Raw genomic sequence first — 12,283 nt, forward strand, 5'->3', positions numbered from 1 at the left:
TAGAGCCTGAACATCTCTATCTTACATGGAAAGGTGATTTTTGGGTATAACCCTTTTGCCCACCACCCGCATAGCAGGTGGTTTATTATTTCGCACGTTTTGCGTGCTCAACAGACTAAAGTCTAAATCAAAGGCCACCGTCGTGGCCCCCTTAATGTAGGCCGCGAGCTGTGCCACACTGATTAGTGTCTTACACGTCATTGGTTTTTTTGTCTGTTGTGTCATCATTCTTCCTCTTTTCTACTTTTTTTGTGGTTTTTCACATCGATCTCCGGGCCGCCAACAAAAAACCGGATGCTCTTAAAAAAGTCATCGTCTGACGATTATTTTAAGAAACATCCGGTAGTTTAGTGACTCATCTGGTCCAGTTTAACTCAGTATGTATATTTTCTTTTGCATGCTATATTAAATTGATAAAGTCGTGGGATCAATGTGGTTTTTTTCAACGAACGCTGTGCCGATACTTACGCACAGTCGTTTTCAGAGCCGGGGCTTTCGCGGTACCAGCTGACAATCGCTTTGTGAGTTGGGCATTTGAATTCCAGTAAGAAAGTGCCCGTTTCGTGATAAACATCGAGTATCCACCGTCCGCAAACCGGACATCGGATCGGAGTAAACGCAGAGGGAAGCCCCATGTGCGGATCGTTTTGGCCCTCGTCCCAGTACAGGATTTGTGAACCCATCTGCCGGATAACCATGACCTGTTTTTTTTGCTGACACCGAAACCGGAGCCAAACGACGCCATTGGTATCGGCTAGGTCAAAAAGTCGTCCGTAACAACGCCGTTTTTCTTTCTTTCGCTTGATTCCCCCATAATTGGGGCATCCCGCCCGCAGTGGACATCGTACCCGAAACATCGCAAGTTGTTTGTCGACACTGTGTGCGTCACGGGTCGTCACTAACGCATTTTCCAATACACTCATAACCATTTGCCATCCTCTCATAAAGTTTTTATAAAAGACGCTGTTCGCGTCATTAATAACCGCTTTCGTGAGAGGAATAAACCGCTGTGTCGCTTTTGCTTTGGTTACCTCTTTCCTGGCTGAACTGTCATTTTCATAATGATCAACCTGGCCACCGTGATGGCGTTTTCATGACCACCCCTAGTATAGCATGAATATAAACTTATTAACAGATAAATTCTTGTCATTAGATACTCTAATTAAATTGCTGAGCTGGGCTTGAAAAGTCCTTGACAATGAATTTTTTTTTGGTAAAATAACTAAGGTTGTGGGCAGCACACAGCAAATCCGGTTTTTTTCACACAATTGGCTAAGAATCCCCATTTTTATCATTTTAAATGGTGCCGAAAAGAAGCGTTGCTGTTTTCCGGCAGCGGCTTTTTTTTGACTTAACACTTTCTTAATCAAAATATGTGACCACTTTTCCACAACTGTACATTGCGAATCGTGCGCTAAAATTGCTCTAAATTTTACCCTAGCTAATGACCATCCGGCTAAAAAAACCGGGTCTGCTGGGCTTGACACACTTTTATCGGCAACGATTATTTTTTTTTTGTCTTGCCATGATGATTATTCGCCGCCTGATTGGTTATAAATATAACAAAATAAACGAATCACTTTACCGTAACTTGTTAGGAGAATACCAATGAACAAATATGGAACCCTGAGAGAAAAAAAAGGCAACAGCCTGATTGACTTTCCCGATCATTATGTCATTATTGACATCGAAACCACCGGATTCAGCCCCCAAAACTGCGAAATCATCGAAATCGGCGCCGTCAAGGTGCGGGATGATAAAATCGTTTCGGTTTTTCAGATGCTTTGTAAACCCCGCAACCCCATCAGTGCTTATATCACCAGCCTGACAGGGATCACCAATAACATGCTTGTTGATGCGGCCCCCATCACTGAGGTGCTTTATGCCTTTACTGCGTTTATCGGTGACACTGTTTTAATTGGCCATAAGGTCAATGCCGATGTCAATTTTTTGTATGATCACTGTAAACTTTATATCAATCATGATCTCACCAACGATTTTATCGATATCCGGGAATTATTCCGGGAACGGCAGCGTTCGGTTCTCAATTCACAACTGACCTCACTGTGTGAAAAATGCGCCATTCAGAATACCAATGCCCACCGGGCCCTGTCCGACTGTCTGGTCAGCAATAATCTTTATCAGTCCCTGAAATATCATCAGGGTTCTCTGACCTGTGTGGATGAACTTAACACCCTGATCCTGGCCAGGGAATTTAATCACAAACATTCTCCCTACAAAAAGAAATGTCAGCATCTGACCACCAGCAGGGAGCAGTTTGCCCGGATTTCGCTATGATTGCCAACTTTCTATTTTCCCCTCAATAAGGGCGACGGCTGCTTTGGCGCCGCCGCCCTTTTTTAATCAGCACCACGGCATTTTCTGGATGTTTCGATCATGAAAGGAAGGACTTTATGAAATTTCGCAATCTTTCCATTAAATACTCGATGATGATTGTCCTGGTTGCGATCATTACACCGCTCTATTTTCTCTTTGCGATGATCAACTACAACAGCATCCGCAATGGAATTCTTAGTAATACCCAGCTGGCCATCAACCAGACCCGGATCAACATCATTGACACCATCATCAGCACTGAAAAAAGCTACGAACTGGTGTCCACCTATTATGATGAGATGATGGCCGAAAGTCTTACTCTGTTTAATGCCGAATATGCGGCCAAACAGGGTGACGTATCTACCATCGATCTGGATGCCATCAAAGCCCGTTACCACAATAATCTGGATCTTTATATCATTGATGAAAACGGCATCATCATACGGACTACCTTCCCCAGCGCCATGGGCATTGATTTTAAAACGGTGCCGGATTTTTTTAAGACCCTCACCGAGCTGCGCCAGGGGCATGATCCGGAAATCTCCCATGTCACCACCGATTTAATCACCGGGGAGTTGCGCAAGTGGGGTTATATCCCCACCGCTGATCATCGTTATGTCCTGGAGGTAGGCATTTCACCCGGATCACTGTCACAGTATGTTACCCAGCTAAACTATACCGATATGGAAAAAACCGTTCAGGACAATAACCCTTTTATTGCCGATATCACTGTATATGACAAAAACCACATCATGCTGGGTAGTGGTCAAACCGAAACCGACCCGACCCGGATCGCCATGATTGATACCGTCATCAGTAATGGCACCAACCAGATCACACCAGGCGACCTGGGTCTGCTTGGTCAGGAATACATTTATCTCAACACCTTCCCCGGTGGGATGAACGATTCCCAGAAAGTCATTGCCATCCGTTATCAGTATGACGATATTATCCGCCAGATCAACGGTACCCGGATGGCCACCCTGCTGGTCTTTCTGACTTACACCGTCTTTAGCCTGCTGCTGATCTATTTCCTGGTGACCCGCTCCATCACCGAGCCTTTGATCCGCCTGACCAACCGGATCAAAGGGGTCTCCGGCACCAACCTGGATTTTTTCATGCCGGTTTCCGGCAGCAACGAACTGGGCCAGCTGACCCAGTCCTTTAATGAGCTGTCGGCCAAGCTGCAGTCGACCCTGGTTACCAAAACCTACCTGGAAAACGTCATCGATTCGGTGGGTGATATTCTGATTATTATGGATAGTGATCTTAAAATCCTCCGGATCAATCAATATACTAGGCTGTTTCTGGGCAAGCACTGTGGCCAAATCGTCGGTAGCCCGATTGACACCATCTTTGACAGCAGTAGCAGCCTGCGTGATTTGCAGGCAAAGTTGATTTTAAACCCCCGCCTGGAAAACATCGAAGGCACCATGATTAAAGACAACCATCAGAAAACCACCGTAATCGCCTCGATTTCTGCCTACCGCAGCGAGGATGGGCAAATCCTCGGCTATATCTTAAACGCAAAAGACATCAGTAAAACCAAGCAGATCTTAAAAAAACTGGAAGAATCCAACCTGTTTTTGAAAAAGCAGGAGTCGATTCTGCTTACGCAATCCACCATCGATGCCCTCACCGGAGCCTGCAACCGGGGCTGTATCTTTAACATTCTGGAGGATATCCATGCCAATACCCCATTACTTTATTCGACCTTTTCGGTGATGATGATCGACCTTGATCATTTTAAATCCGTCAACGACCGCTTTGGCCATCAGGCTGGTGATACGGTGCTGGTGGAAACTGTCCAGATCATCATGGATAACCTCCGCAAAAGCGATTTTCTGGGCCGCTATGGCGGCGAAGAGTTCCTAATTGTGATGCCGGACACCACCCTCAACGAGGGCTACCAGATTGCCCAGCGGATCCGGATCAAAATCAAAGATACCCGTTTCTACCACGATCGCATCGAGCTGACCATCAGCGGCGGAATTGCCGAGTGGGATCACAACAGTGTCAGCGAGCTGATCGAAACGGCCGACCGGCTCCTCTATCAGGCTAAAAAACAGGGCCGCAACACCATTTTGCGGACCGAAAAATCTTAATCAAATTAACTATATTCAAAACCTTGAATTATCCCTTGCAATCGCTTGCGATCTGATTTATAATAAAATCAAATATCTCCGATAATGGCAAACCTGGTGAAAGTCAGGGACGCAAAGCCACGGGTCTAAGGCATTTTGCTACGACAGCCGGGTTGCCGAAGAGGGCGCAGGGTCTTTAACTGTATGCCTTTTTAGGCGTACAGTTTTTTTAATGGAGATCAATTGAAAGAAGTCTTTTATGAAAAAAGATTGTTTCTCGTTTTGGTCCTGGCGCTGGCCCTTTCTGCCCCCGCTACGGCGCTGGCAGCCCCGAAGAATGCTGACAAAGGCAACAGCAATCCGCCTCCCAAAAAGGAAACCGTTGTCGCCCCGGCTCCAGCTCCAGTAGACGTTCCGGTTGTCAATCCAGTCGAACCCGAAAGCCCCGACAGCAGTGACCCGACCGTTACTGATCCTGTCACCACACCGGTTGACGATGGCACCACCGATCCGGTCGCTGAAATCCCGGTCATTGAACTGACTCCCGACCCCGTTGTCCCGGAACTGGAACCAGTTGTTTAATCGTTTCATCTGAATCATTGTTTAATTCAGATATCTGGCAAAAGCAATTTTGCTGAGATAAATTTTCTTCTTCTTTGACTAGCCTGAGCACTCAGTTCAGGTTGGCCTTTTTTTGTGTAATTTTTCGATCGTATTTGAATCCTTTTTGAGGGTAATAATATTCGCTACAATAAAAAACCATTTGATGGGAGCTTACCGTTTTTTTTTAAACTGCGCTATTTACACCAAATGATTTTTTTATTATTATTCACCACCAAGTCTTTAGATGATTGCGTTAACCCTGAAACACCTTGATAGCCCGGATCACATCGGCCTGCATGGCCGCCTGGCCAATCTTTGCAATCTCATCAAAGCGCAGCACCTGGCCGGGCTGCTGTTCAAACCAGGTTTTGACAGCCTGCCCCCCAGCCAGCGACATGTAGGTAAAATAATTGATTTTGGTGATCCCGGCAGCAATGGCCTGGCGGAAGTCGCTATCACTGACTCCCGAACCGCCGTGCATCACCAATGGGACATCCACCTGCTGATGAATGGCGGCGATCCGCTCAAAATCGAGACAGGGTTCGGCCTCGTAAAGACCGTGGGCGGTACCAAAGGCAATCGCCAGGGCATCCACTCCGGTAGCCTCTACAAAGTCGCTGGCCTGCTCGGGATCGGTGTAGCATGCTGCCGGAGTCAGCTCTTTTTCTTCGGGATCAGCAGCCCCGCCACCTTCCGGCCGCAATACCCGGCCCAACTCAGCTTCCACCGAAACGCCGAGATAATGGGCCACCCGGACAATTTCCCGGGTGTTGCTCAAATTTTCTGCATAGGGCAGTCTTGACCCGTCATACATCACCGAGGTGAAACCCATTTTCATGGCATGAAGCAGATAGCCCAGGTCTTCACCGTGATCGAGATGGACACAGACATCCACCCGGGCCTGGTCGGCCAGCCGGATCATCACCGGGCCGATGACTTCCAGGGGAATCAGGCTTTCATGGATCTGGGCATGCATGATGATCACTGGCTGGTTTGCGGCTTCGGCCGCTGCGATCACCGCCCGGACGCTTTCCAGATTAGGGGTGTTAAAAGCTCCCACCCCTGTTCCGTCAGCCTGAGCCTGCTTTAAAATCGTCGTCAGATTAACACGCATGATTCTCCTCCTTAATACTCCGGCAGGCCACCACATCCACCCCGGTACCGCAGATGTTTGAGATGACCACATCCCCCATCTGACAAGGCCCGATGAGTCTGGCTTTGCGGATGACATTCATGGCCATCGCCAGATCTTTTTTAGGAATCGGGTCAGCCGTTTTGACTGGCAGTAGATAAACCTTGTCTCCATATTCCACCAGTATCGTAGTGGTTAAAGTTCTTTCCGGGTTTGTTAACTCTTTTTCGGCAAATTTTTTGCCCCGTTTACAGCCTTGTCCCTCTACCCTGTCGATTACCCCATCTGCTAGAGAAACCGTGATCACACATTCCTGAGGACAGGTGGTACAGCAAACTTTGATCGCTGTTTTATCGGATTCTTTAATCATTTTTTCTTGCTGTTTCATGTTTTTCTGTCTCATTTTTTTACCTCTCGAACTGATACGGTGATGGGTTCGTCGGACTCGTTTAGACGGTTGAGTTCTTCCGGATGCAAGGCTACTGCCTCCATCACACTGGGTTTATAGGCCTGGACTTTACCCTGGTAAAAGATTTCTGTACCGGTGTGAATCACGACTGCAGCCTGATCCAGAGGTGTTCGGACCCGGAATAAAATCCGGATTGGCTTTTGTGGCGGAATGGTCAGCTTGGCCGGTACGGTATAGCCGACATTTTCGCCGGGACTGATTGTGATCGTTGCTTTATTTTCGGCCGGCCTGTTTTCGCTGACCGCCGCCTTTTGCTCTAACGCATAGACTGCGGCAGCGGTTCCGGCCTGTTCAGCTTCCAGGGTCACATTGTCGACCAGATCGTGAACGTGGAGAACATTGCCACAGGCAAAGATTCCCGGTTGGTCGGTGGCCAGCTCTTCATCAACCAGCGGACCGTTGGTCCGGGGATTGAGGCTGACTCCGGAATTTTGCGACAGCTCATTCTCGGGAATCAGACCAATCGACAGCAACAGGGTATCACAGGCAATCACTTCCCGGGTCTCGTCAATCACCGCAAAGTTCTCATCAACCTTAGCCACCTCGACTGCTTCCAGATGCGGGTAGCCGATGATATTTGTTACCGTGGTTGACAGATGCAGGGGGATATCAAAATCGTCGAGGCAATTTTTGATGTTCCGGTATAGGCCGTTGGCATAGGGCATCAACTCGTAAACCCCCAGCACCTGCATCCCTTCCAGGGTCAGCCGTCGGGCCATGATCAGGCCGATGTCGCCGGAACCGAGAATAACAATGCGTTCGCCTGGTTTGCGGTTTTCAATGTTGACATAACGCTGGGCCAGCCCGGCGGTCAGCACTCCGGCCGGTCGGGAGCCGGGAATCTTAATCGCCCCCCGGGTTCGTTCGCGACAGCCCATTGCCAGCACAATCGCCCCGGCTGCCAGAACCAGCATGCCGTCTTGATTGACTGCGGTGATCCGGTGGTCTGGTGCTAAATCGATAACCATGGTGTTCAGATAAACATCAATATCGCTATCCTTCACCCGGTTAATAAACAGCTCGGCGTATTCCGGGCCGGTTAACTCCTGCTTGAAATAACTGAGGCCAAAACCGCTGTGAATACACTGATTGAGAATCCCCCCCAACTCGTCGTTGCGTTCGATTATCGCCACGGTGGCGCCCTTTTCGTTGGCTTTCAGAGCTGCCGCCATGCCGGCCGGGCCGCCGCCGATGACCACCACGTCGTAGTCTAACTGTTTCATTTCGCACCTCCCTTGACTGCCCCGCAAAGCAGTTGCGAGCCGGCATCTTCAAGACAGATGGCATCCGCCGACAGGCCCAGCTCCCGGGCCAGAATCGCAATCACCTTATACTGGCAGAAACCACCCTGACAACGGCCCATCCCCGCCCGGGTCCGGCGCTTAATCGCATCCAGGGTGTGGGCCGGAATGGCTCCGTGAATGGCATCGACAATCTCACCTTCTGTCACCGTTTCGCAGCGGCAAACAATCCGACCATAGGCGGGATGCTCATTAATTAGCGCATCCTGTTCAGCAAGCGACAGCTCCGTAAAAACCGTCAGTTTCTCCCGATAGGGATTATAATCCGCTTTAGGCACCATTTCCAACCCGGCATTATCCAGCAGATCCCGAACTAGCTCGGCAATCGCCGGGGCCGAGGCCACCCCCGGAGACTGAATTCCAGCCGCATGGATAAAACCTTTAACCGTCGGGGATTCGGCAATGTAAAAATCATTGTTGTTGTCCAGCACCACCGGCCGCAACCCGGCAAAGGTGCGGATGATCTTAGCGGCGTCGAGTTCTGGCAAAATCTTGTGAACCCCGTCAATCAGAGCCTGAATCCCCGGCGCATAATTGTTGACGGCTTCCTTGTCATCCAACATCGTGGCCGTGGAACCAACGATGGTGTTACCATGCACCGTAGGTATGCAGGCAATCCCCTTGGTGTCCGGCCCGGGACAGGGAAACATCACCGTTTTGGGCTTATTAACCATGTCCTTATCCAACACCAGCAAATCGCCATGGCGGGGTTTCATCTGGTATTCAGCGATCCCGGCCAGCCTGGCCACATCATCGGCATGATTACCGGCGGCGTTGACGATATAAGTACAGGTAAATTGCTGATCGGGGGTGTTCAGCAGAAAATTGCCGTCCGTTCTTTTTTTAATGGCGGTAACTGGCTGACTGGTCAGAATCTCGACGCCGTTGGCTTTGGCATTTTCAGCAAAAGCAATGGCCACCTCAAACGGATCAACCACAGTAGCCGTCGGGGCGTAGAGCGCATGTCTGGCAGTGGTGGCCAGCTGGGGCTCACGGTTGCGCATCTGCACGGCATCAATAATCGCCAGATCTTTAACCCCGTTTTTGATGCCGAAATCCAGTTTGTGTTTTAGCACCGCCTCATCGGCATCACTAAAGCCGATCACAAAGATTCCCGGATTGATGATGCCAAAGTTCAGGTCCCGGGCCAGCTGCGGATAGCGGTTGGCGCCCCGGACATTGATCTTCGCTTTCAGACTCCCTGGGGTGGGATCATAACCCGGGTGAACCACCCCGCCATTTCCTTTGGTGGCCCCGATCCCGATATCGGTGCCCCGCTCCAGCAGCGCTGCCGTCAATTGATATTTTGAACACTCATGGGCAATGGCGGTACCGGTAATACCGCCGCCAATGATGATGATGTCATAATGATTCATGTGATTTCCTTTCGTTAGTGGTGTGAGTATTTTGTGCCGTTGTTTATTTTGGTTCGTATCGACGGGTTGTACCCAACCGCATTCATTTGGTTGGTGATCAACGTTTCGGGCGAATACTATTCGCCCCTACAAGATAATGCGTAACGCAGCTGGTGAGTTTTTTACGTCACTGCAAATTCTGGTTCGTAGTGGCGAACCGTGTTCGCCCATCCGCAGATAATGGCTACCGCATCAACATTCCGCCAGTGGCGTCGATGGTAGTACCAGTGAGGTAAGACGCCGGTTCGGAGGCCATAAAGACGACGATATTGGCGATATCTTCCGGCTGGGCGACCCGCCCGATGGGAATCCGACTTTCGTAATAGCCGGGGTTAGCGGCAATCTTATCCCGGATCATGTCGGTATACACCACCCCCAGGGCGATGCCGTTAACAGTAATCCCATAGGACGATAGTTCCCGGGCCATCGAAATGGTCAGGGCCACCATCCCGGCTTTGCTGGCAGCGTAATGAGCATGGCCGGTGGTGGAACCGTTAAAGGCCGCCTGGGAATTAATGTTGATGATCCGCCCGGGCCGCTGCCTGGCCAGATTGATTTTAGCAAAATACTGAGAGGTCAGAAAGGGTGCTGTCAGATTGACATCCATGGTCTCTTCCCAATCCGATAAGGGAATATCCTGAATCCAGCCGGTCAGCCAGATCCCGGCGTTGTTGATCAGAATATCCAGATCCCCCAACAGTGCTTCGGCCTCCTTCATCATCACCTGGACATCATCGGCATTATTCATATTTGCCCCCAAAGGATAGGCTTTTACCCCCATCGATTTGGCTTCTTCCACCACTTCCAATAATTCTTTCGACGATTTCCGGGCTGTGACTACCACATTAACCCCTTCCGCCGCCAAGCCCAGCGCAATCGCCCGGCCCACCCCCCGGGAACCCCCGGTAATGATCGCGTTTTTTCCGTTAAGTTTCAAATCCATTTTAATCTCCAATCTTCACTCAGCCATCCAAATCAGTAACTTGCTTTGATGTTATTTGAATAATTCTTAAAACAAAGCAACGAACCGTACCGACAATTGTTACATCATGTTGTTTGCATCGGGGCGAACATGGCGATAGCCTGCGCGGAGGCAACGAGCCAATCACAAGCTGGCTTGTAGTTGGCGACTGCCTGCGACTAATAAGAAATTCTATTTCTTATTAGTGTCCGATCCCGCAGCAAACAACAGATTAACAATTGGTCGGTACTTGTTTTCGTCGTTGTCTCTTTTAGCATCATCCTGACATCAAAGCTCAGCGGAACTGATCTTAATACTCGTCCCAGATCCCATCCAGGGCCTTGATGACCTTCAGGTAGCGGTTGTACTTCTTTTCGTACATCGCCCGTTTATCCGGGTTGGGCACCGCCGTAAAGGCAATTTCCACCATCACGTCCGAAGCCGCCTTGAAGCTTTCGTAGGCACCAGTGGCGACTCCGGCACAGATGGCCGCACCCAGGGCCCCCAACTCGGTACATTCGGTGACTTCGATGGGCACCTGCAGAATATCGGCAAACATCTGCACCCACACCCGGGATTTGGCCACCCCGCCAGCAATCCGGATGCTTTTGGGAGCCTTCCGATATTTCAATAACTTTTCAATATGATACTTATGGCTGAAGACAATCCCTTCATAAACGGCTCGCAGCATATTGTCCCGGTTGTGGTAGCTGGACAGCCCAACAAAACAGGCCTTGGCGTTAATGTTGACATTGCTGGCATAGAGAAAGGGCAGGAAAACCACACCGCAATCTTCATCAGCGACACAGTTGACACAATTGTTGGAATACTCATAGACATCCTGCTCTTTTAAGTCAATGTCCCGGAGAATTTCAGTTAAAAACCATTCCAGATTGCTGGCCGAGGTCGGGCTGCCTTCGAGGATCATCCAATAGCCCGGAATCGGATAAATGGAGGTCATAAAGAGATCCTTGTCGACCACCGGCTGCTTGCTGATATATTCGTTAATGCTCCAGGTGCCGGCCACCACGCACAGCTTATCTTCATCAGTGATCCCCACGGCCATCGCTGAGGCATGAATATCCATGCAGCCCCCGGCCACTGGCGTGCCTTCAGCCAGACCAGTCAGTGCGGCTACTTCTTTGGTGATGGTGCCGCAGACTTCGCCGGAATATCGCAGTGGCGGCAATTTATCATAAATGCTTTCCAGCCCCATATCACGAAGCAGCTCCCGATCGTATTTAACGTCTCTAACATTCATCAGGCTGGAACCGGACATATCGGCAATTTCCCCATAGGCTTCGCCGGTTAAGCGGAAACGGATGTAGTCCTTGCACATAAAGATCCAGCGGGTTTCCTCAAGCACTTCGGGCTGATGATCAATAAACCAGCGCAATAGCGTGGTCGGCTGTCCGGCAAAGACGCTCTGCATCGTTTTCGGTAAGATCTTGTCGTGGGTGCCGTCGTTTTGCCATTTGATCACGTATTCACGACCCCGGACATCGGTGGAGATCATCCCGTTGGTCGTCTGGCTACCATCCGCCCGAACCAGATAGAGGCCATTGCCATGACCGGTGGCCGCAAGGCCGATGATCTCACTGCCGTCAATGCCAGCTTTGGCAATCACCCCTTTGATGGCAGTGACATTGGCCTGCCACATTTCTTCGACATTGCGCTCAGTAAAGCCCGGTTGCGGCTGGTACATCACCGTTTTAGAACTGGAAATGGCTACCTCATTGCCTTTTAAATCATAAAGCGCAGCCTTAATCATCGTGCCGCCATTGTCCAGACCCAATAAATATTTACCCATTTTGTTACCTCCAATGTATTTTTTGAATTTTAAACGAGTTAGTGTTCGACGTTTCGAGCGATTGACAATGACCAAAAAATCAGACCCTTGCCCGAACATTATGATGCCCGCCGCTTTTGTTGATACTTTACAGCGTAGTCGATCATCGGTTCGTAGGGATCATTGACCGCC

10 protein-coding genes and 1 riboswitch are annotated in these 12,283 nt (G+C 49.8%); of the genes, 3 read left to right on the top strand and 7 right to left on the bottom strand.

All coding sequences use genetic code 11. From position 1 onward, the window contains the following. Positions 1-464 precede the first annotated feature (464 nt). Positions 465-923, bottom strand: coding sequence for a PH domain-containing protein (locus BI182_RS08075; RefSeq protein ID WP_286806746.1), 459 nt, complete (start codon positions 921-923; stop codon positions 465-467). A 685-nt stretch (positions 924-1,608) separates the two neighbouring features. Here BI182_RS08075 and BI182_RS08080 point away from each other — a divergent pair. The 3 genes from BI182_RS08080 to BI182_RS08090 all read left to right on the top strand — a co-directional run bounded on the left by BI182_RS08080 (position 1,609) and on the right by BI182_RS08090 (position 5,003). Then, positions 1,609-2,298 carry a 3'-5' exonuclease gene (locus tag BI182_RS08080; RefSeq protein WP_286806747.1) on the top strand — a complete coding sequence of 230 codons (690 nt, stop codon included), beginning with the start codon at positions 1,609-1,611 and terminating at the stop codon, positions 2,296-2,298. A 116-nt stretch (positions 2,299-2,414) separates the two neighbouring features. After that, entirely contained in the window at positions 2,415-4,442 is a 2,028-nt protein-coding gene (locus tag BI182_RS08085; protein WP_286806749.1) for a sensor domain-containing diguanylate cyclase, read from the top strand. Positions 4,443-4,518: 76 nt separating this feature from the next. Next, positions 4,519-4,602: riboswitch (cyclic di-GMP riboswitch) on the top strand. Positions 4,603-4,664: 62 nt separating this feature from the next. Continuing rightward, entirely contained in the window at positions 4,665-5,003 is a 339-nt protein-coding gene (locus BI182_RS08090; RefSeq protein WP_286806751.1) for a hypothetical protein, read from the top strand. Positions 5,004-5,277: 274 nt separating this feature from the next. Here the strand turns inward: BI182_RS08090 and BI182_RS08095 are convergent, their stop codons facing one another. From BI182_RS08095 to BI182_RS08120, 6 genes are all read right to left on the bottom strand, one after another. After that, positions 5,278-6,138: a class II fructose-bisphosphate aldolase gene (locus BI182_RS08095; RefSeq protein WP_286806752.1), complete on the bottom strand. Its 861-nt coding sequence runs from the start codon at positions 6,136-6,138 to the stop codon at positions 5,278-5,280. After that, positions 6,128-6,559, bottom strand: a complete 432-nt coding sequence (locus BI182_RS08100) for a DUF1667 domain-containing protein (protein ID WP_286806754.1) — start codon at positions 6,557-6,559, stop codon at positions 6,128-6,130. The genes BI182_RS08095 and BI182_RS08100 overlap by 11 nt, the downstream gene beginning before the upstream one ends. Continuing rightward, positions 6,556-7,848 (bottom strand): NAD(P)/FAD-dependent oxidoreductase, encoded by a 1,293-nt coding sequence (locus BI182_RS08105; protein ID WP_070369816.1) that lies wholly within the window; start codon positions 7,846-7,848, stop codon positions 6,556-6,558. The genes BI182_RS08100 and BI182_RS08105 overlap by 4 nt, the downstream gene beginning before the upstream one ends. After that, positions 7,845-9,302 carry an NAD(P)/FAD-dependent oxidoreductase gene (locus tag BI182_RS08110; protein ID WP_286806757.1) on the bottom strand — a complete coding sequence of 486 codons (1,458 nt, stop codon included), beginning with the start codon at positions 9,300-9,302 and terminating at the stop codon, positions 7,845-7,847. The genes BI182_RS08105 and BI182_RS08110 overlap by 4 nt, the downstream gene beginning before the upstream one ends. A 223-nt stretch (positions 9,303-9,525) precedes the next feature. Further along, positions 9,526-10,284: an SDR family NAD(P)-dependent oxidoreductase gene (locus BI182_RS08115; protein ID WP_148636499.1), complete on the bottom strand. Its 759-nt coding sequence runs from the start codon at positions 10,282-10,284 to the stop codon at positions 9,526-9,528. A gap of 328 nt (positions 10,285-10,612) precedes the next feature. Beyond that, positions 10,613-12,112: an FGGY-family carbohydrate kinase gene (locus tag BI182_RS08120; RefSeq protein WP_250932669.1), complete on the bottom strand. Its 1,500-nt coding sequence runs from the start codon at positions 12,110-12,112 to the stop codon at positions 10,613-10,615. Positions 12,113-12,283: the final 171 nt, after the last annotated feature.

The sequence above is a fragment of the Acetobacterium sp. MES1 genome (assembly GCF_002237635.1).
GTDB classification, from domain to species: domain Bacteria; phylum Bacillota; class Clostridia; order Eubacteriales; family Eubacteriaceae; genus Acetobacterium; species Acetobacterium wieringae.